General features: G+C 71.2%; 20 protein-coding genes. 16 read left to right on the forward strand and 4 right to left on the reverse strand.

Annotated features, from left to right (window positions below):
- The 10 genes from ACI79K_RS03465 (at position 1) to ACI79K_RS03510 (ending at position 9,483) form a co-directional block, all read left to right on the forward strand.
- Complete coding sequence (locus ACI79K_RS03465) at positions 1 to 1,146, forward strand: alpha/beta hydrolase family protein (protein ID WP_456596710.1); 1,146 nt, start codon at positions 1 to 3, stop codon at positions 1,144 to 1,146.
- Positions 1,147 to 1,345: 199 nt separating this feature from the next.
- Positions 1,346 to 1,597: a hypothetical protein gene (locus tag ACI79K_RS03470; RefSeq protein WP_456596709.1), complete on the forward strand. Its 252-nt coding sequence runs from the start codon at positions 1,346 to 1,348 to the stop codon at positions 1,595 to 1,597.
- Position 1,598: 1 nt separating this feature from the next.
- Complete coding sequence (locus ACI79K_RS03475) at positions 1,599 to 2,441, forward strand: DODA-type extradiol aromatic ring-opening family dioxygenase (protein WP_456598981.1); 843 nt, start codon at positions 1,599 to 1,601, stop codon at positions 2,439 to 2,441.
- A gap of 74 nt (positions 2,442 to 2,515) precedes the next feature.
- On the forward strand, positions 2,516 to 3,553 hold the full coding sequence (locus tag ACI79K_RS03480; RefSeq protein ID WP_456596707.1) for a dihydrodipicolinate synthase family protein: 1,038 nt from the start codon (positions 2,516 to 2,518) through the stop codon (positions 3,551 to 3,553).
- 2 nt (positions 3,554 to 3,555) lie between these two features.
- On the forward strand, positions 3,556 to 4,878 hold the full coding sequence (locus ACI79K_RS03485; protein WP_456596706.1) for an aromatic ring-hydroxylating oxygenase subunit alpha: 1,323 nt from the start codon (positions 3,556 to 3,558) through the stop codon (positions 4,876 to 4,878).
- The gene (locus ACI79K_RS03490) at positions 4,875 to 5,399 is read left to right on the forward strand and encodes a 3-phenylpropionate/cinnamic acid dioxygenase subunit beta (protein WP_456596705.1); all 525 of its coding nucleotides are present in this window, start codon (positions 4,875 to 4,877) and stop codon (positions 5,397 to 5,399) included. The genes ACI79K_RS03485 and ACI79K_RS03490 overlap by 4 nt, the downstream gene beginning before the upstream one ends.
- Positions 5,400 to 5,427: 28 nt before the next feature.
- Positions 5,428 to 5,703 carry a hypothetical protein gene (locus ACI79K_RS03495; RefSeq protein ID WP_456596704.1) on the forward strand — a complete coding sequence of 92 codons (276 nt, stop codon included), beginning with the start codon at positions 5,428 to 5,430 and terminating at the stop codon, positions 5,701 to 5,703.
- Positions 5,700 to 6,479, forward strand: coding sequence for an SDR family NAD(P)-dependent oxidoreductase (locus tag ACI79K_RS03500; protein WP_456598982.1), 780 nt, complete (start codon positions 5,700 to 5,702; stop codon positions 6,477 to 6,479). The genes ACI79K_RS03495 and ACI79K_RS03500 overlap by 4 nt, the downstream gene beginning before the upstream one ends.
- A gap of 59 nt (positions 6,480 to 6,538) precedes the next feature.
- Positions 6,539 to 8,167, forward strand: coding sequence for a thiamine pyrophosphate-binding protein (locus tag ACI79K_RS03505; protein ID WP_456598983.1), 1,629 nt, complete (start codon positions 6,539 to 6,541; stop codon positions 8,165 to 8,167).
- A gap of 110 nt (positions 8,168 to 8,277) precedes the next feature.
- Positions 8,278 to 9,483 (forward strand): MFS transporter, encoded by a 1,206-nt coding sequence (locus tag ACI79K_RS03510; RefSeq protein ID WP_456598984.1) that lies wholly within the window; start codon positions 8,278 to 8,280, stop codon positions 9,481 to 9,483.
- 6 nt (positions 9,484 to 9,489) lie between these two features.
- On the opposite strand, the gene ACI79K_RS03515 is transcribed toward ACI79K_RS03510, so the two are convergent.
- Positions 9,490 to 10,551 carry a LuxR C-terminal-related transcriptional regulator gene (locus ACI79K_RS03515; RefSeq protein WP_456598985.1) on the reverse strand — a complete coding sequence of 354 codons (1,062 nt, stop codon included), beginning with the start codon at positions 10,549 to 10,551 and terminating at the stop codon, positions 9,490 to 9,492.
- Between the two features lie 317 nt (positions 10,552 to 10,868).
- Between ACI79K_RS03515 and ACI79K_RS03520 the strand changes: the two genes are divergently transcribed.
- The 6 genes from ACI79K_RS03520 (at position 10,869) to ACI79K_RS03545 (ending at position 17,583) form a co-directional block, all read left to right on the forward strand.
- Positions 10,869 to 12,032 (forward strand): NAD(P)/FAD-dependent oxidoreductase, encoded by a 1,164-nt coding sequence (locus tag ACI79K_RS03520; RefSeq protein WP_456598986.1) that lies wholly within the window; start codon positions 10,869 to 10,871, stop codon positions 12,030 to 12,032.
- A 201-nt stretch (positions 12,033 to 12,233) separates the two neighbouring features.
- The gene (locus ACI79K_RS03525) at positions 12,234 to 13,727 is read left to right on the forward strand and encodes an NAD-dependent succinate-semialdehyde dehydrogenase (protein ID WP_456598987.1); all 1,494 of its coding nucleotides are present in this window, start codon (positions 12,234 to 12,236) and stop codon (positions 13,725 to 13,727) included.
- 68 nt (positions 13,728 to 13,795) lie between these two features.
- Positions 13,796 to 14,347, forward strand: a complete 552-nt coding sequence (locus ACI79K_RS03530; RefSeq protein ID WP_456598988.1) for an amino acid synthesis family protein — start codon at positions 13,796 to 13,798, stop codon at positions 14,345 to 14,347.
- 266 nt (positions 14,348 to 14,613) lie between these two features.
- Entirely contained in the window at positions 14,614 to 15,672 is a 1,059-nt protein-coding gene (locus ACI79K_RS03535; protein WP_456598989.1) for a TRAP transporter substrate-binding protein, read from the forward strand.
- Between the two features lie 2 nt (positions 15,673 to 15,674).
- Positions 15,675 to 16,262: a TRAP transporter small permease gene (locus ACI79K_RS03540; protein ID WP_456598990.1), complete on the forward strand. Its 588-nt coding sequence runs from the start codon at positions 15,675 to 15,677 to the stop codon at positions 16,260 to 16,262.
- Positions 16,263 to 16,293: 31 nt separating this feature from the next.
- Positions 16,294 to 17,583 carry a TRAP transporter large permease gene (locus ACI79K_RS03545; RefSeq protein ID WP_456598223.1) on the forward strand — a complete coding sequence of 430 codons (1,290 nt, stop codon included), beginning with the start codon at positions 16,294 to 16,296 and terminating at the stop codon, positions 17,581 to 17,583.
- A 105-nt stretch (positions 17,584 to 17,688) separates the two neighbouring features.
- On the opposite strand, the gene ACI79K_RS03550 is transcribed toward ACI79K_RS03545, so the two are convergent.
- The 3 genes from ACI79K_RS03550 to ACI79K_RS03560 all read right to left on the reverse strand — a co-directional run bounded on the left by ACI79K_RS03550 (position 17,689) and on the right by ACI79K_RS03560 (position 19,929).
- Positions 17,689 to 18,030 carry a hypothetical protein gene (locus ACI79K_RS03550; protein WP_456598991.1) on the reverse strand — a complete coding sequence of 114 codons (342 nt, stop codon included), beginning with the start codon at positions 18,028 to 18,030 and terminating at the stop codon, positions 17,689 to 17,691.
- A 133-nt stretch (positions 18,031 to 18,163) separates the two neighbouring features.
- Complete coding sequence (locus tag ACI79K_RS03555; protein WP_456598992.1) at positions 18,164 to 19,006, reverse strand: ABC transporter permease; 843 nt, start codon at positions 19,004 to 19,006, stop codon at positions 18,164 to 18,166.
- On the reverse strand, positions 19,003 to 19,929 hold the full coding sequence (locus ACI79K_RS03560) for an ABC transporter ATP-binding protein (protein ID WP_456587521.1): 927 nt from the start codon (positions 19,927 to 19,929) through the stop codon (positions 19,003 to 19,005). Before ACI79K_RS03560 ends, ACI79K_RS03555 begins: the two co-directional genes overlap by 4 nt.
- Positions 19,930 to 20,022: the final 93 nt, after the last annotated feature.

Here is a 20,022-nt window from a genome sequence, read left to right on the forward strand (position 1 = left end):
ATGACCGAGACGACGTCCGTGTCGAACGAAGACGCGCTGTCGATCATCGAGCTCTTCCCCCAGGACGAGGACTGGTCGCTGCAGACCATGCGGCTCCTCGCGCAGGTCGCGGTCGGGGGTGCGGACCTGTTCGAGTGCGCCCGCACCGCGGCCCGCATCGGGGACACGACCACCGACGGCGAGGTCTGGTACCGCGAGTGGAACCGGACGGCCGAGGAGGTCGCCGCGCAGGGCCGCGCCGCCCTCGAGCGGGGCGACATCACCACGGCGCGGCGCGCGCTCTTCCGCTCGTGCAGCTACTACCGCCACTCGGAGTTCTTCCTGCGCTCGCACGACCCGCGCCGGGCCGAGGCCTACAACAACGGCCGGGGCAACTTCCGGCAGGCGGCGTCGCTGAGCGACGGTCTCATCGAGCAGATCGAGGTGCCCTTCGAGGGCAAGACCATGGAGGGCTACATCGTCCGGCCGGACAACTCCGGCCAGGCCCGCCCGACCGTGCTCTTCCTCGGTGGCGCCGACTCCTGGGCCGAGGAGCTCTACTTCCTGGGCGGCACCGAGTTCCCGGCCCGCGGCATGAACGTGGTCATGGTCGACACGCCCGGCCGGGGGAGCAGCCTGCGGTTCAAGGAGATGTACAGCCGGCCCGACTACGAGGTGCCGGTCAAGGCCATCTTCGACTTCCTCGAGCAGCGCTCCGACGTGGACGCCGACCGGTTCGGCCTCGCTGGCGTGAGCTTCGGCGGCTACTACGCGCCGCGTGCGGCCGCGTTCGAGCCCCGGGTGAAGGCTGTAGCCGCGTGGTGCGGGACGTGGAGCATCCTCACCGACTTCTACGAGTTCTACCCGCCGCTCCAGGAGCAGCTGCAGTGGCTCAGCGGCTCGAAGGACGACGCGGAGGCCCGGAAGAAGCTGGCCGAGTTCACGCTCGACGGCGTCGCGGACAAGCTCCGGATCCCCGTCTACGTCATGCACGGCACCCGCGACATCATCATGGACATCAAGGGTGCTCACCGCTTCGTCGAGGCGCTCACGACCGATGACGTCACGGTGGACATCTACGACGGGGCCGGGTCGCTGCACTGCAGCTACGACTACTTCACCGTCGCCACGTCGCGGCTCTCGGACTGGTTCGCGCACAAGATCTGAGACCCGCCGGCGGTGGGGTGGCTCCCGCCGGAACCCCCGCGAGAACAGGGGGTCACCCCACCGCCGAATGGACCCGGACGGGTAGTACGAGCGGCTCCCCACCGTCCCTAGGGTCGAGTCATCCGGTCGGGAGATTCCGGTGCCGCCAGGTCAGAGCGGCGACCGACGACGCACCGACAGCACACGGAGAGGTGAGGGCGTGTACAGCCTGCACAAGCTGTTGTGGGACATCCGCCGCGACGGAGCGCTGAAGGAGCGGTACCTCGCGGACCCCGATGTGGTGCTGGACGAGTACGGCATCGAGGGCGAGTGGCGGCAGTCCATGAAGGCGCTGGACTTCAAGGCGTTGTACGAGCGGGGCATCAACCCCTACCTCCTCTACTTCTGCGCCATCCAGCTGCAGGTCGACCGCGCCGAGTACTACGCGCGCATCCGAGGAGAGGTGAGCTGAGATGTCGAAGACGGGCACGGTGGTCGGCGCCTTCATGGCTTCCCACTCGCCGGGGATCACCGGCTGGCCGGAAAGGGCCCAGCCCGGCCAGCGCGAGGTCGTGGAGCAGGCGTACGCGGAGGCGCGCCGCCGGCTCGACGCCCTGCAGCCGGACGCGGTGGTCGCCGTCTCGGTGGAGCACTTCACCAACTTCCACCTCGGCAACCTGCCGGCGTTCGCCATCGCGACCGGCGACTCCTACCTGGGGCCGGTGACCGCCGAGATGGGCGCCTTCCTCCGGGTGGAGCAGCACCAGTACCCCGGCGACGCCGAGCTGGGCCGTCATCTCTACGACTTCGCGCTCGCGTCGGAGTTCGACCCGTCGCTGGTGGAGGGAGGCCTGGACTTCGACGAGAACTTCTGCGTCCCGCTCAAGCTCCTGGACCCGGAGTCGAAGTACCCCCTCGTCCCCGTCATCGTCAACGGTGTCAACCCGCCGTGGCCCACGCCCAAGCGGTGCTACGACTTCGGCGTCATGATCCGGCGGGCGGTCGAGGCCCAGACCGCCGCGCAGCGGGTCGTGGTCATCGGCACCGGCGGTCTCTCCCACTGGGTCGGCCTTCCCGAGTCCGGGGACATCAACACCGAGTTCGACCGGGACTTCCTCGCCCGCCTGGAGTCCGGTGACCGCGAGCGGCTCACCGACTACTCCCAGGACGAGATCGACAGGGCCGGCAACGGAGCCCACGAGATCCGCACATGGCTGGTGGCCGCAGGGGCCGCCGGCACGCCGTTCGAGGTCCTCGCCTACGAGCCGGTGCCCGAGTGGCTGACCGGCACCGCGGTCGCGGCCGCGCGGCTCTGACCCATCCATCCACCAGACGAGCACCACCGCACACCGTCTGCGCAGCGTCGGCTGCGCCAGTCAGAGGAGACCAGATGAGCAAGCTGCCCAAGGTGACCGGCCGTGACATGCGTGGCGTGATGGCCTACCCGCCCACCCCGGCGCTTCCGGGCGCCGAGCGGGTCGACGCGGTGGACACCGTCGACCTGCAGGAGACCGAGCGGATGATCCGTGCGCTCATCGCCGACGGCGTCGACGCCATCGCGCTGAACGGCACCCTCGGTGAGATGGCGACCCTCACCTTCGAGGAGTGGAAGGCCTTCGCCGGCTGCGTGGCCGAGACGGTCCGCGACGTGAACCCGGACTTCCCCGTGTTCATCGGCACCACGACGCTCAACACCCGCGACACCGTCAGCCGGATGCAGTTCCTCGCCGACCTCGGCATCACCGGCACGCTGCTGGGCCGGCCGATGTGGGGGGAGATGGTGGCGCCGGTCATGGAGCGCTTCTACCGCGACGTCGCGACCGCCGTCCCGGAGATGGCCATCGTCGTCTACGACAACACCGCCGCCTTCCGCGGCATCATCCCGCGCTCGGTCTACAAGACGCTGATCGAGCTGCCGCAGGTGGTCGCGGTGAAGTACGCCGGCGGTGCCTCGGTGGGCTTCCGGTACCACAACGACATGGCGCACACCGGGACGAGCTTCCCGCTGATGCCGATCGAGACCGACTGGTTCCCTGCGTGGGAGATGTACGGCGAGGAGCTCGTCGGGATGGCGTGGTCCTCCACCACGGCCATGGGCCCGGGCCCGGTCCTGGAGTTGCGGGACGCGCTGCAGCAGGGCCGCACCGAGGACGCCCGCTGGCTGACCGAGCGTCTTCGCTGGGCGCACGAGCCGTTCCTCGTCGGGCAGGACTTCATGGAGTTCGCGAAGTACAACATCCCGCTGGAGAAGATCCGCATCAACGAGGCCGGCTACATCAACGTCGGCAAGTGCCGTCCGCCGTACACCGAGGACCTCGTGCCGGAGCAGCACGTGACGTCGACGATCGAGCACGTCGACCGGTACAAGCAGATCTCCGCGGAGATCGAGAAGAAGTTCGGCCCGCGCAAGAAGACCGAGCAGGTGTAGTCGTGACGGCTTGGGCGGTCAACGGCGACATCGAGGCATCGCTGCAGGACATCCGCAAGGGGATCGGCGAGGGCCGGTTCCCGGCGAGGGCCTTCAACGACCAGCAGATCTACGACCTCGAGCAGCAGCGCCTGTTCTCACGTGCGTGGTGCTTCCTCGCGCACGAGTCGGAGATCCCGGCACCTGGTGACTACGTCACGCGGTACATCGGGAACAACAACATCATCGTCGCGCGGGACGAGCACGGGCAGATCCACGCCAACCTGAACATGTGCCGCCACCGCGGCAACGTCATGTGCAAGTCGGAGATGGGCAACGCCTCCCACTTCCGTTGCTCCTACCACGGGTGGACCTACAAGAACTCCGGGGAACTGGTCGGCGTGCCCTACATGAAGGAGGGCTACCAGGGTCGGCTCAAGCGCAAGGACTGGCCATTGGTGCGGGTCCGCGTCGACACCTACGCCGGGTTGGTCTTCGGCTGCCTCGATCCGGGCGCGCCGAGCCTGGAGGAGTACCTGGACGGGTTCCAGTTCTACCTCGATCTGTACCTCAAGCAAGGCGAGGCGGGCAGCGAGGTGCACGGCCCGCCGGACCACTGGGTCGCCGACACCGACTGGAAGATCTGCGCCGAGAACTTCGCCGGAGACGGTTACCACACCCCGGTCGCCCACCAGTTCGGCTTCAACCTCGGGTACTTCCCGTCATCGGGGTCGACGCACAGCCAGGGGTGGGCGGCCAGCATCCCGGGCCGCGGGCACGGCATCGGGCTCGGCCACAGCCCCACCTTCCCCCCGTTCGGCGGGTTCCCCGAGGAACTGGCCGCGGAGATGAGGCGGACGCTGTCCCCGGCGCAGATCGAGGTCTTCTCGAAGGTCCGGACCGCGGTGGGGACGGTCTTCCCGAACCTCTCCTTCCTGATGCAGCCCTTCAGCCTGGTGCCCGGTGAGCCGGGTGTCCGGTTCGTGACCATGCGGCTATACCACCCGATCGGGCCGGGGCGGATGGAGATGTACTCGTGGTGTCTCGTCCCCAAGGGCGCATCCCAGGCCTACAAGGACGAGGCGTACAAGGCGTACACCCTGGCCTTCGGCCAGGCCGGCACCTTCGAGCAGGACGACTTCGAGAACTGGACGAAGGTCACGCGGTCGGCGAAGTCGACGCTGGTCAAGGACGTCGACTTCCCCTACATCATGGGCATGGACAGCGAGCGGGACCCGGAGTTCCCCGGCCCCGGCCACGTGGTCAAGCCCTACGTCAACGACACCAACTTCAGGAACCTCTGGAGCCGGTGGGGCGACTACCTGGTGGGGGAGGTCGGGTCGTGACGGCGACGCAGCAGCCGCGGGTGGATCGCGAGACGGTCCTCGACATCACCGAGTTCCTCTACCGGGAGGCGCTCGCACTCGACGAGCGGCGTTTCCGCGACTGGCTGGAGTTCCTGGCCGACGACATCCGTTACGAGGTGCCGGTCCGCGTGACCCGTGAGGGGCTCGCGGACTGGGAGCTGGCGCCGACGTCCCGGATCTTCGACGACACGAAGGGCACCCTCGAGGTGCGGGTGCGACGCCTCGAGACCGACTTCGCGTGGGCCGAGCAGCCGCCGTCCCGCACGCGTCACTTCGTGACCAACGTGGTGGTGGACCGGACGGAGAAGGCCGACGAGTTCCTCGTGTCGTCCAACGTCTTCATCTACCGCAGCCGCGGCGACGACCCGAACCCGAGCCTCTACTCGCTCTTCCGCAAGGACACGGTCCGGCGCACGGCGGACTGGTGGGAGCTCGCGCGCCGGTGGGCGGCCCTGGACCAGTCGCTGATCAACGCGCACAACATGTCCATCTTCATCTGAGCAGCTATCCCGACAGGAAGGCGACATCGTGGCGGAGCAGAACGACCCTGGCGTGGAGCGTCCGGAGATCGGCGAGGTTTCCGAGTACCCCGTCGACGGGGGCAATGACGGCCCGATCGTCATCGCCAACGAGTTCGCGGACGTGGTGATCCGCAAGGTGGAGACCCGCAACGGCATGCGACTGGACATCTGGTCCCCCCGGCGGGGCAGCAGGGTCCTGCTCGACGCGGTGGCGCTGGACTGCCTCAGCTACCAGGAGCCGGAGCTCATCAGCCAGCTGATCGCGCGAAACCCCGGGCAGTGACCGGGCGCCTCGACGGGCAGCGGATCCTCCTGACCGGTGGCGGGTCGGGCATCGGCCGTGCCGTGGCGCTGCGCTATGCGGCCGAGGGAGCGTCGGTCACTGTCCTGGAACGCTCCGCCGGCCGCGCCCGGGAGCTGGCCGAGCTCGGCGGACCGGCGCTCGACGTGATGGTGGGCGACGCGACCGATCCCGATCGCCTCGCCGAAGCCGTGGAGCGGGCGTCCGCCGCCGAGGGGCTGGACAACCTCACCAGCTGCGTGGGGGTGTTCGACTACTACGCGAGCCTCCGCACCCTGTCGGCGGCGGAGCTGCTCGCCGCCGCCGACGAGGTGTTCCGCGTCAACGTCCTGGGCACGCTGTCGGCGGTCCACGCCGCCCTGCCTTCGCTGCAGCGTGCGCGCGGCTCGGTCACCTTGACCCTGTCGGAGTCGGCCTTCCACCCGGTCGGCGGGGGAGTGCTCTACGGGAGTTCCAAGTGGGCGCTGCGCGGGGTCGTCGCGCACCTCGCGGCCGATCTCGCGCCCGAGGTGCGGGTCAACGGGGTGGCGCCCGGAGGAACGACCGGCACGCGCTTCGGCGGACTGTCCGCGCTGGGTCAGACCCAGACGGCCGACCGCGTCGAGGGCCGTGACGAGCGCATCGCCGCAGGGACCCTGCTCGGGGTCGCTCCGCGTCCCGAGGACCACGCCGGTGCGTACCTCTACCTCGCGGACCGGGCTGCGGCGGGCATCGTGACCGCGGCCGTTCTCAACACGGACGGAGGACGGCGGCCATGACCTGCCGGTCCTCCGGTCGCGCTCACAGGTCCGACCCACGCGACAGCGGAGGCTGAGAGATGGTCAAGCGCTTCAACGACGTCCTCGCCCAGGCACTGGCCGGCCTGGACGTCGAGGTCATGTTCGGCGTGATGGGCGACGCGAACATGTACGTCGTCGACTCGTTCCACCGCAACGAGGGGGGCAGGTTCGTCGCGGCGGCGAACGAGGGCGGTGCGGTCCTCATGGCGGCCGGGTACGCCGCCGTCACCGGTCGCGTCGGCGTCGCCACCGTCACCCACGGCGCGATCGCCAACTGCGTGAGTGCACTGTTCGATGCGGCCCGCGGGCACTATCCGCTGGTCGTCGTGGCCGGCGACACGACGCGCAGCGAGGCCTTCCACCTGCAGAACATCCCGCAGCGGGAGGTGGTCGTCCCCACGGGGGCCGGCTACCGGCAGGTCCGCTCGGTGCACACCGCGGCCGAGGACCTGGCGGCCGCGGTGAGCCAGGCCGTGTTCGAGCGTCGTCCGGTCGTCCTCGAAGTGCCGGCCGACTTCCAGCAGGCGCCGGCCGAGCCCCGCGCCGCTCGTCGGGGTCGGCTGACGACGGGGGTGCTGACGCCGGCGCCCGAGGATCTCGAGGACGCGGCCGGCGTGATCATCGGCTCCAGTCGTCCGCTCGTCATCGGCGGCCGCGGCGCCGGCGGCCTCGGAGCCGCGGACGCCCTCCGCGAGCTCGCGGTGCGCATCGGAGCGCCGGTGGCCACCACGCTCCGCGGCAAGGGCCTGTTCGCCGACGATCCGTGCAACATCGGCGTCGTCGGGACGCTCTCCCACCCCGTGGCCTCCGAGGTGATCGCCCGGGCCGACTGCCTCGTGGTCTTCGGTGCCGCCCTCAGCGCCCTCACGACGCTGAAGGGTGAACTGCTCGACGGCAAGCGCGTCGTCCAGGTCGACACCGACCCCGCGGCCCTGGGGCGCTACTTCCCGGTCGACGTGGCGATCGCCGGCGACGTCTCGACGACCGCGCGCGGCCTGCTCGCCCTCGTCGAGGAGGCAGAGGCGCCGGCCGCAGGCTTCCGCAGTGACGACCTCGCCCGGCGCATCGCCGCCTGGCACGAGGAGGACCGCGGTGCGGTGCAGGCCGACGGCCCGCTCACGCTCACCGGCGTTCTGCACCGGGTCAACGAGATCCTGCCGCGACGCCGCACCCTCACCATCGACGGCGGGCGCTTCTCCCACGAGGCGCTGCGGATCCTCGACGTCGACCATCCGTGGGACTACGCGCACTGCCTCAACGTCGGGCACATCGGCATGAGCGTCGGCTACGGCATCGGTGCAGCTGTCGGCCGGCCCGAGGTCCCGGCGCTGGTCGTCGCCGGGGACGGCGGTTTCATGCTGGGTGGCCTCGCCGAGTTCAACACCGCCGTGCGCAACGGTCTGGACGTCGTCGTGATCCTGCTGAACGACAGCGCCTACGGTGCCGAGTACTACCGATTCGTCGATCAGCAGCTCGATCCCGAGCTCACCACGTTCGACTGGCCGGCCTTCACCACGGTGGCCTCCTCGCTCGGGGGAACCGCCGTGCGGATCGAGGGGTGGTCGGACTTCCGGCGGCTCGAGGAGCTGGTTCGCCCGGGGTGTGGCCCCGTCCTCGCCGAGGTGATCCTCGATGCCGCCACGATCCCGGACCCGGGCTTGCACTGACGACCGCGCGTCCGGTCACCTCCCCGGCATCGCTCGGCCACCCGGGGCCACCACGTCGCCGACGAGAGTGAGGCCTGGCCCGTGACGCGCTTCCTGGGATCGGACGCGAGGTGAGCCACGGGCAGCGGGCGGCAATCCCGTCCTACGCGCTGCTGCTGGTCGGTGTCCTCGCGGTGGCCATCAATCTCCGGGCCCTCATCTCGGCGGTCGGACCGGTCCTGCCGTTCATCGGTGAGGACACCGGGATGTCGCCGGTGCAGCTCGGCGTCCTGGCGGCCGCCCCGGTCGCGGCGTTCGCGGTGGTGTCACCGCTGGTGCACGCGCTGGCATCGCGCTTCGGCGTCGACCGGACCCTCTTCGGATCGATGCTCGTGCTCGGCGCGGGGACCGTGATCCGCTCGCTCCCCGAGCCTGCGCCCGCATGGACGCTGCTGCTCGGCACGGTGGTCATCGGCGCAGCCGTCGCGGTGGGCAACGTGCTGCTCCCGGTGGTCACGCGGCGTGACTTCCCCGCACTGGTCCCGAGGATCACCGGCTACTACATCGCGGTGCAGAGCATGGTGGCCGGGGCGGCGTCGGGGCTCGCGGTGCCGGTGGCCGAGGCCACCGGGTCCTGGCGGACGGCGCTCGCGGTCTGGGGCGGCTCGATCGTCGTCGGCCTCCTCGTCTGGCTGCCGCGGGTCCGCACCGCCGGGCCGCCTCCCCCGCAGCAGAGGGACCTCCCTGCCCCCGCCCTGGGCGCCGTCTCGATGTGGCGGTCGCCCCTGGCCTGGCAGGTGGCCGGCTACTTCGGCCTGCAGTCGACGGCGTTCTACGTCCTGCTCAGCTGGCTGCCCACGGTCGAACAGGACATGGGTGTCCGCCCGGGTGCCGCGGGATTCCACCTCTCGGTCTTCCTCGTGGTGGGGATCATCAGCAACCTGGCGGTGCCACGCGTGCTCACGATCCGGGGCGACCAGCGGATCACCGCTGCCCTGGTCCCGGTCGGGATCGTCGTCGCGATGGCCGGGATGCTGCTGGCGCCGGGGCTGGTCGTCGTCTGGGTAGCCCTGAGCGGGCTCGCCCTCGGCGCCTCCATGGTGGTCGCGTTGTCGCTGATCAGCCTCCGTGCCGGGGGTGACCGGACCGCGAGCCGGCTGTCCTCCATGGCGCAGGCTTCCGCCTACGGGGGCGTGGCGCTCGGTCTGCTCGTGGCCGGAGGGATCCGGGAGCTGTTCGGCCCCGGACAGCACCTGCTGGTGTACGTGCTGCTGCTGGCTGTGGGTCAGCTGGTGCTGGGCACCCGGGTCGGGCGGCCCGGCCAGATTCCTGCCTGAGCCCCCTCAGGAGGCGTTGCTCGCCGTCCAGATCAGCTGGACGAGCTCGGCCCGGTTGCTGACGTCGGTCTTGGCGAAAACTCGCTTGAGGTGCTGCTTGACGGTGTTCTCGCTGATGAACGCCTTGGCCGCGATCTGCTTCGTCGTGAGCCCCTCGCTGACCAGCTGGGCGATCTCCTGCTCACGCTTGGTGAGCACGTCCCACGCCGGCAGCTGCTTCGCCGTCTTCTCGTCGGGGCACGGGAAGACGACCGTGACGGCCGTCCGCTCGCGCTCGGACAGCCGGTAGGACTTGACGATCGACTGCTTGCCCGTCGCGGCCTCGCGGATGCTCCTGGTGGACACCCGCTTCCCCTCGGCCCGGAACTCGGTCATGGCCTGCTCGATGCACGACCGGACGGGGTCGGACACAGGGACGGGGGCGTCCCAGAGCCCGAGGTCGTTGCGCGCCGTCCGGTTCTGGTAGATCACGTTCGCGTCGAGGTCGGTGACGACCACCGCCTGCGGCAGCCGGTCGAGCGCGTGCTCCAGCGCGTTCGTCCGGTGCCCGGCCAGCTCGAACCGCAGCGCGCGCTCGGTCGCGAGCCCGAGCTGCTCGCTGACCAGGCGGGCAGAAACCAGGTCCGTGTCGCTGAAGGCAGGCTGGTGCACTGGGCGGGCGAAGTTGATCGTGCCGAGCATGACACCGGAGACCATGACCGGGGCCTCGAGGGAGTGCCCGAAGCCTCCGAGCCCCAGCGCATGCCGAGCCCCGCAGCCGTCCCACTCCTTCCGGCTCGTGACCCGGGAGGAATCGATGGGCCGGCGCTGCAGGGCGACGAAGCGCAGTACCGGGTCGTCCGCGCGGCCGAACTCCTCGTAGTGCTCGAGGACTTCGCCGTCCACGGTGGCGCGGACGTCCACGACGGCTCCGCGCTCGGGATCGAGCTCGTACAGCCCCAGGCCTTGGGCCTCGATCACCCGGCCGACGGACCCGAGGTACGCCTCGGCGACGTCCTCCTTCGTCAGCGCGGCCTGCAGCGCGCCGGCGAATCGGTGACGTTCCTGCTCTACCCGTGCCCTGGACACCCTCGCGCACCCCTCAGGTCCTCAAGCCCGTCCGCTCGTCGCCGCGTCTGCAGACCGAGTGCACGGCAGAGCTGGCGGACGACGAGCGATGTGATGCACCGCACTGTAACGTCGCCCGCCACCGGATCCGGATCACGGGGGTGATCTTCATCCCTTTCGGTTTCCGAACTGTGTCGTCGACGTCGATGCGATGTAACCCCTCCCGCGCCTCCTCGTGCCGCCGCGCCAGCGACACCACCCCGTTCCGAACCCGGGTAGTGGCGTTGTCCTAGGGTCGTCCCGAGTGGCCTAGGTGGGTCGGTCCGAGAGGTGTGCGCATGAACAGGGTCGTCCTGGTGGGTGCCTCGCTGGCCGCGGTGCACGCCATCGAGCGGCTGCGCGATGACGGGTTCCAGGGCGAGATCGCGCTCGTCGGCGCCGAGCCGCGTCTGCCCTACGACCGGCCGCCCCTGTCGAAGGAGGCGCTGCGGTACCGGCCGGAGCCGGCGCTGCTCCGCGAGCCCAGGTGGTACGAGGACCAGGGCGTGACCCTGCTCCTCGGCCGACGTGCCGTCGAACTCCGCGCCGACCTCTGCTCGGTGGTCCTCGACGGTGGCGCCGAGATCCCCTACGACGGCCTGGTCGTCGCCACGGGTTCCCGCGTCCGCTCGTTGCCCGCGGGCAACGAGCACGTCTCCTTCCTCCGGTCCATCGACGACGCCGTGGCGTTGCACGAACGGCTCCGCGACGCCGAGCACGTCGCCATCATCGGCGCGGGCTTCATCGGTCTCGAGGTGGCCGCGACGATCGCCGAGCTCGGCCGCCGCGTCACGGTCGTGGAAGTGGCCCCCGTGCCGCTGGCCCGGGTGCTGGGCGACGAGATGGGGGCCTGGTTCCGGGAGCTCCACGCCCGCCGGGGCGTCTCCATCCGGTGCGGCGCGTACGCGCTGTCGGTCGAACGGGCGCCGTCCGGCTACCTCGTGGATCTCGGGGGAGACGAGGCAGTCCAGGCGGATCTGGTGATCGGTGCGCTGGGCGCGGCGCCCGACGTCGACTGGCTGCGCACCAGCGGTATCGCCCTCTCCGACGGCGTGCTCTGCGACCGCAGCCTGCGCACGTCGGCCCCTGGCGTGGTGGCCGCCGGTGACGTCGCCCGCTGGTACAACCCACTGTTCGACGAGGACATGCGGGTGGAGCAGTGGACCAACGCCGTCGAGCAGGGCCGGCACGCCGCCGGCGTGCTGCTCGGGGGGGACGACGCCTACGCACCCGTTCCGTACTTCTGGTCCGACCAGTTCGACGCGAAGATGAGGTTCGTCGGCCGCACGAACGGGGCGGAGCAGGTACACGTGGAGTCGCTCTCGGAGGACTCCCTGGTCGCGGTATTCGGCCGCCACGGCGTCCAGGTGGGCGCGCTGTGCATCAACGCCCCGGCCCGGCTGCCGGACCACCGGGCGGCCATCGCGCGGCGCCGCGCGTACTCCGAAGCGGTCGCGCACTGAGGGTGCCGGGATCCACCCCTTCGGGGACTGTCCGCTCCTCCTGATCCGGCGAGGATCGAGCCGATCCGGTTGAGGAGGACAGGCGCTGAGGCGGTCGGCGGCGCCCGGACCACCGCCTCGTGGTGTGGTGCGGGCCCGGGAGGCCGGCCTCGGCGCGGGCTCCGGCGGGCCGGCCGTCCCGACCAGAGGAGTCCGACCACCATGCAGGAAACCGCCGCGAGCACCCCCGGCGCCGACGTCGACGCCTACGTCGAGGCGCTCCGTCCGCGGGAGGGCATCTGGATCGCCGGTGCCGGGCGGGCCGCGGCGGACGGTGCCTGCACCGAGGTCCGGGACCCGGCCAGGGACCGGGTGGTGGCCCGCGTCGCCGATGCCCGTGCCGCCCAGGCGACGTCGGCCGTGGACGCGGCGGCGGCGGCCCTTCCCGGGTGGGCGGCCACCGCGCCGCGCGAGCGGTCCGAGATCCTGCGCCGCGCGTTCGAGATGATCATGGAGGAGCGCGACGAACTCGCTCGCCTGGTCTCCCTCGAGAACGGCAAGTCGACCGCCGACGCGCAGGGCGAGGTGGCCTACGCCGCCGACTTCTTCCGGTGGTTCGCCGAGGAGGCGGTGCGCACCGAGGGTGCGTACGGGACGTCCCCGGCGGGCGGCGCCCGGACCATCGTCACGCACCGGCCGGTGGGCGTCGCCGCCCTGGTGACGCCGTGGAACTTCCCGGCCGCCATGGCGACGCGGAAGATCGCCCCGGCTCTCGCCGCCGGATGCACGGTCGTGCTGAAGCCGGCGGCCGAGACGCCGCTGACCGCGCTGGCCGTCGCCCGCCTCCTCACCCGCGCCGGCGTCCCGGACGGGGTGGTCAACGTCGTCCCCACGTCGGACCCTGCGGCCGTCGTCTCCACCTGGCTCGAGGACCCGCGGGTGCGGAAGCTGTCGTTCACGGGATCGACGGGGGTGGGGAGGCTCCTCCTGCGGCAGGCAGCGGACCGGGTCCTCAACACCTCCATGGAACTCGGTGGGAACGCGCCCTTCGTCGTCATGGACGACGCCCACCTCCCTGCGGCGGTGGAGGGCGCGATGACGGCGAAATTCCGCAACGGGGGTCAGGCGTGCACGGCGGCGAATCGCTTCTACGTGCACACGTCGGTGGTCGAGGAGTTCACCGCCCGCTTCGCGCACGAGGTGGCCGGTCTGACTGTCGGGCCGGCGGACGAGGGGAACCGGATCGGCCCGCTGATCACGCCCCGGGCCGTCGCCGACGTGCGTGCGCTCGTCGACTCCGCGGTGCAGGCCGGCGCCCGGGTGGCGTTCCAGCAGGAGCTCGACCCATCACCGGGCGGCTACTTCTTCCCCCCGACCGTGCTGACCGACGTGCCCGACGGAGCGGACATCCTCGCAACGGAGATCTTCGGCCCGGTGGTCACCATCGTCGCGTGGTCGGACGAGCGGCTGCTGCTCGACCGCCTCAACGAGTCCGAGTACGGCCTCGCCGCGTACGTCTACTCCACCGACCTCGAGCGGGCCCTGCGGTTCAGCGAGGTCCTCGACGCAGGCATGGTCGGCGTGAACCGCGGGGTCGTCTCCGATCCCTCCGCGCCCTTCGGCGGTGTCAAGCAGAGCGGGCTGGGCCGGGAAGGTGCGCGCGAAGGGCTGCGCGAGTTCCAGGAGACGCAGTACTTCAGCGTCGGCTGGCCGTGACGGCCGGCAGCGGGGTGCGGTCCCCGTCGGCGGGGCGGCGACGACAGCAGGTGAGCCGAGGAGGAGCCGTGTCCGTGCGCAGGATCGTGACAGTGATCGAGGAGGTGCTGTCGGAAGGGGGCCGTGAGGTGGCGCCGGCCGCGCGCACGGCGGTGGTCGCCGCCGTGGTGGCGAACCCCTGGGCGGGACAGGAGTTCGTCGACGACCTCGGACCGGGCATCGAGGCTCATGCGTCCCGGCTCGGCGCGCTCCTGGCTCCTCGGGTCGTGGCTGCTCTGGGCGCGCCGGTGGAGGCCTACGGCAAAGCCGCGATCGTCGGCCTGGACGGCGAGATCGAGCACGGGTCGGCACTGATCCACACGCTTCGTTTCGGCGAGCACCTGCGCTCGGCAGTGGGCGGGACGACGCTGCTGCCCGCGGTGGAGAAGCGTGGCCCGGCCGGCGTCGCGTTCGACATCCCGCTGAAGCACCTCAGGGACGCCACGATCCGGTCCCACCACCAGACCGTCGAGGTACGCCTCCCCGACGCGCCGCATCCCGACGAACTGGTCATCGCCCTCGCTGCGGCCGCCCAGGGCCGTCCCCAGCAGCGGTTGGCGCCGCTGTCGACCGAGCGCTGAAGTCCGGTCGCCCGGCAGGTGGCCGCGGTGGGCGGACGTGCCCGCCACCCGTCCCAGGGGCGTGCGCCGATCAGCGCGGTCGACCGGCCGAGGGGGGTCGATCACGGCTACGGCAGGCGCGGCGCTGCGTGCGTCGGAGCCCGTGGTCGAACCGTGATCCCGGGATGCGTGTTTGACCCCGGTTGGGTGACAGCGGGGCCCCCCGGTGATTCGTAGCGTCTGGGACCACTGCTCGGCTCACCACTGCATCGACGGAGGTACGGGACATGGGACAGCGTCCAAGGAACGGGCTCAAGGCCGGCTGTGCTCTCGCGGCGGTGACCGCGCTGGCCGCGTGCGGGGGCGCTGCCGGTAGCAGCGCCGGGGGCGGTGAGGGCGGCGAGCAGATCACGCTGAGCTACGCGTTCTTCGCTCCCCAGGCTTCCTTCCCCGGGGTCCAGATGGAGGAGTGGGCCTCGCGCATGGACGAGTGCACCGACGGCCAGGTCGCGGTGGACTTCTACCCCGGCGGGACGCTGCTCGGCTCCGGGGACATCTTCGACGGCGTCTCCCAGGGCGTGGTGGACATCGGCATGGACTCCCCGGCCTACGACGTGGGCCGCTTCCCCCTGAGCTCGGTGATCGCGCTGCCGGTCGGCTTCGCCAACGCCGAGGCCCCCAGCAAGACGTTCCTGGACCTCATCACGGAGTACGAGCCGGCCGAGTACGACGGCTACGAGATCGTCACGGCCTTCACCACGGAGCCGGCCCACCTCCAGACCCAGCAGCCGGTCGCCAGCAAGTCCGACCTCTCCGGTCGGGAGCTGCGGGCCGCGGGCGCGGGCGTCCCGGCGCTGCAGAGTCTCGGGGCCTCCCCGGTCGGCATGCCGATGCCCAACGTCGCGGAGGGGCTGCAGACGGGGGTCATCAGCGGCTACATGTCCTCGCGCGAGGTGCTCCAGGACTTCGGCCTGGCCGAGCAGGTGGGCTACGTGACCGACTACGCCTTCGGCGTCTCGAACAGCTTCGTCGCGGTGATGGACAGCGACCGTTTCGCCGAGCTCCCGGAGAACGTGCAGGAGTGCATCCGCGACCTCCGGCCGGAGATGGCCGAGTTCGCCTCTCAGTACCACGACCAGGAGAACGTCCAGGCCGCGCTGGAGTGGGCGGCGGCCGAGCACGGTCTCGAGACCGTCGAGCTCGCGCCGGCGGAGCGGGAGGAGTGGGACCGGACGCTGTCCCAGCTCGTCGACTCGTGGATCTCCGACACCCGAGGCGACTTCGACCCGCAGGAGGTCTTCGACCGGATGCAGGAGCTTCGCGAGCAGTACAGCGCGGAGGGCTGATCGTGGCGAGCTCCCAGAAGCCCGTCGACGGGGTGCCCGGCGACGGGGTGCCCGTGGACGAGGGGCCCGACAGCGGGAAGACTTCCGGCAACAAGACCACGAAGGCGCTGGACGGGGTCTCCAGGGGGCTCGCCGTCATCGCTGCGGCGGTCCTCCTCGTGATGATGATCCTGACGGTGGGCAACATCGGCCTGCGGCTGGTGGCCACCCCCTGGTACGGCACGTTCGAGCTCGTCTCGCTGCTCGCCGTGATCGTGAACGGCCTGGCGCTCGCCGATGCGCAGCGGGGCCGCTCGCACATCGCGATCGACCTGTTCATGAACAAGACGCCGGTGCGGGTGCAGCTGATCGTGGGCGGGCTGATCACCGTCGTCTCGATCGCCCTCTTCGTGCTGCTGGCCCAGCAGCTCGTCGCCTACGGGATGAACCTGCGGAACCAGGGTGCCCTGACCGATTCGCTCCGGCTGCCGTTCTGGCCCTTCTCGCTCGTCCTCGCGGTCGGGGTCGGGGGACTGGTGCTGGCTCTCGTCAGCGATGTCGTCCAAGTAGGCCGGAACCTCCGGTCGAGCGTCCCGGAGAGCATCTGGTGAGCGCCGTCGGGATCGTCGGAAGGACGAGGACGTGAGCCCGGTAGCCGTCGCGCTGGTCGCGATCGCAGCGATGCTCGTCCTCCTGCTGCTGCGCATGCCCGTGGCGTTCGCCCTGATGCTGACCGGCTTCGTGGGCGCCGCGTACATGCTGACCCCGTCGGCCGCGCTCCAGCTGTTGTCGGCGGACCTGTTCCGCCAGTTCACCTCGTACGGCCTGTCGGTGATCCCACTGTTCGTCCTCATGGGGCAGGTCGCATTCAGGGCGGGGATCAGCGAACGGCTGTACGCGGCGTCCTACAAGTGGATCGGCTCCCTGCCGGGCGGGGTGGCGGCGACGACCATCCTGGCCAGCATCGGCTTCTCCACCGTGTCGGGGTCCAACTCGGCGACGACGGCGACGATGGGTGCGGTCGCGCTCCCGGAGATGCGGAAGTACGGGTACAACCCGGCGCTCTCCGGCGGCAGCGTCGCCATCGGCGGCACGCTCGGTGTGCTCATCCCGCCCTCGACCGCGCTGATCATCATCGCGATCCAGTCGGAGCAGTCGATCACCCGGCTGTTCGTCGCGGCGCTCGTCCCGGGTCTCGTCGTGGGCGGGCTGCTGCTCGCGACCGTGCTGATCCTCTGTCGGCTCCGGCCGGACCTCGGGCCTCCTGGGCCGAAGGTGCCGTGGGGGGAGAAGTTCCGGGCCCTGGGAGGCGTGTCCGAGGCGATCGTCCTGTTCGCGCTCGTGATCGGCGGCATGTACGTCGGCTGGTTCTCGCCGACCGAGGCGGGCGCGGTGGGCGCGTTCGGTGCCATCGTGATCGCGTTGCTCCGGAGGCAGTTGACCCTCCCGAGCCTGTGGACGGCCGTCCTCGAGAGCCTTCGCATCTCGGCGATGGTCGTGCTCCTGGTCGCCGGTGCGGTGGTGTTCGGGCGCTTCCTGAGCCTGACGCGGCTGCCGTTCGACCTGGCCGACGCGATCAGCGGACTGGCGGTGCCGACCACCGTGATCCTGCTGCTGATCCTGTTCGTCTACCTCGTGGGCGGTGCGCTCATGGACGCGCTCGGGTTCCTGGTCATCAGCATCCCGATCTTCTTCCCGCTGATCCTGGCTCTCGGGTACGACCCGGTCTGGTTCACGATCATCATCACGCTCGTGACCACGCTGGGTGCCGTGACACCTCCCGTCGGCGTCAACGTGTACATCGTGAGCGCCCTGGACCGCGCCCTCGACGTCGTCCAGACGTTCAAGGGCACGATGGTCTACTACGTGCCCTACGCGTTGTCGATCGCGCTGTTCATCGTGTTCCCCGGGATCATCGTCACCGGGGGCTGAGCGGGGTCGTCGCCTCGCACTGGTCCGCGCCGTGGGCGCCCCGCGCAGTCATCTGCGCGGGGCGCCCTCTGCGTGGGGCGCTCCCGGCGTGACGTGTTGCGAGGGTCAGCGCTGCCGGGCGGCGGCGTGCAGCGAGCGGATGAAGAGGATCTCCTCGGCCGAGCGCCGCAGCCAGGTGCGCAGACCATCGGGGTCGTCGCGGTTCGCGTCGCGGATCTGGCCGAGCCGCACCTGGCGGGTGCTGGCCTGCGCGCGCTGCGCCGTGGGCAGCGCGCGACCCTCGGCGCGGGCGACCGCGGTGAGCCCCGCCCCCACGAAGACCAGGTCGCGGACCTCGGTCAGCTCGGCGAGCAGCCGCTCGGCGGCGGCGTCGTCGCCCGCGGTCAGAGCGGTCAGCAGTTCGTCGGCGCGGCGGCGGCCCTCGGCGGCCGGGTCGGGCGTGGTCACGGCACCACTGTGCCCCGGCCGGGCGGGCCGGGGCACAGCGGGGCGTGGACGACTGCCCCGTGTCCGGATGCCTGGGGCCCCCTTCCGGGTACCGCCCCGAGCCTGCGAGGGGTGGGGGGAAGGGGGTCCTTTCTCAGGCGTCGCGGCGGCGCAGCACCAGGTAGCCGGCCAGCAGCACGGCGGCCACCTCGGCGCAGAACACGGCGAACCCGGTCCAGGGCTCGAGCAGGTTCGGGTTGAACGACACCGGCGTGGCGACGACGGAGCCGGCGTTGCCCGGCATCAGCTTGGTCGCCCACTCGCCCCAGGCGCCCGGGAGGAGCACCACCATGTTGCCGACGACCAGCAGCAGGGCCAGCACGATCGACAGCGCCGCGGCGGTGTGCCGCACGAGCAGCCCGACCGCGGCGGCGAACAGCCCGATGCCGGCCATGTAGAGGCCGCTGCCCAGCAGCGAGCGGAGCACGCCGTCGTCGCTGAGCGCCAGGCCGACGCCCTCGCGCTCGAGGAACCAGTTGCCGCCGAGGTAGCCGAGGGCGGCGGTGACGGTGCCGACGACGAACAGCGTCGTGGTGAGCACGACCGCCTTGGCCGCCAGCACCCGGCCGCGGCGCGGCGTCGCGGTCAGCGTCGCGCGGATCATCCCGGTGCCGTACTCGCTCGTCACCACCAGCGCGCCGAGCACGATGGCGGTGATCTGGGCGACGGTCATGCCCCAGGTGATGAACGCACCGGCGGACTCGCCCGCCGTCCCGTCGGCGAGGTCTGCGGCGCTGACGGCACAGACCAGGACGGTCAGCCCGGCGCCGAGGGTGACCAGCGCGGCGATCGACCACGGTGTCGAGCGCACCGACCAGAACTTGATCCACTCCGCCCGCAGGGTGTCTGCCAAGCCGGGCCGGCGCACCCCGGGGACGTGCCGGTTGGGGTCGAGGACGACGGTGTCGGTCATCGGGGCACTCGCGGTCTGGGTCATCGGGGGGCTCCGGCCGGGGTCTGCTCCCGCGCGGAGTACTCCACGCTCGAGGCGGTGAGGGTCATGAACGCGTCCTCCAGCGAGGAGCGGACCAGGGTGAGCTCGTGCAGGAAGAGCCCCTGCCGGCCGACCAGCTCCCCGATGGCGGCGGCGTCGCGCCCTTGCACCCGCAGCTCGTCGTCGACGACGTCGACGTCCAGGCCGTCGCGGCGCAGCAGCTCGGCCACCTCGGCCCGCTGGGGGGTGCGCACCCGCACGTAGGAGGCCGCGTGCTCGGCGATGAAGTCGGGCATCGAGCAGTCGGCCAGCACCCGGCCGCGCCCGATGACCACGAGGTGGTCGGCGGTCAGCGCCATCTCGCTCATCAGGTGGCTGGAGAGGAAGACGGTGCGGCCCTCGGCGGCCAGCTGCCGGGTCAGCGTGCGCACCCAGCGGATGCCCTCGGGGTCCAGGCCGTTGACCGGCTCGTCGAGCACCACCACCGGCGGGTCGCCCAGCAGGGCGACGGCGATGCCGAGGCGCTGGCCCATGCCGAGGGAGAAGCGGCCGACCCGCTGCCCGGCGACGTCGGCGAGCCCGACGAGGTCGAGCACCTCGTCCACGCGACGCACCGGCAGCCCGTTGCTCGCCGCCATCCAGCGCAGGTGGTCGCGCGCGGAGCGCCCCGGGTGCAGCGCGCGAGCCTCCAGCAGCGCGCCGACCTGGCGCAGGGGCGCGGGGAAGTCGGCGTAACTGCGGCCGTGCACGGTGATGCTGCCGGCGGTGGGCCGGTCCAGGCCCAGCAGCATGCGCATGGTCGTGGACTTGCCGGCACCGTTGGGGCCCAGGAAGCCGGTGACCCGGCCCGGGTGCACGGTGAAGGAGATGCCGTCGACGGCGGTGCGGTCGCCGTACTTCTTGGTCAGACCCCGCGCCTCGATCATCGCGGGCCTCCGGGGAGCGATCGGGAAGTCATGCCCTGGAGCTTGTCGGCGGGGCCGTCCCGGGAACATCGGGGAGCGCCCTGATCCGACCCT

The organism is Blastococcus sp. SYSU DS0616, from assembly GCF_054051015.1.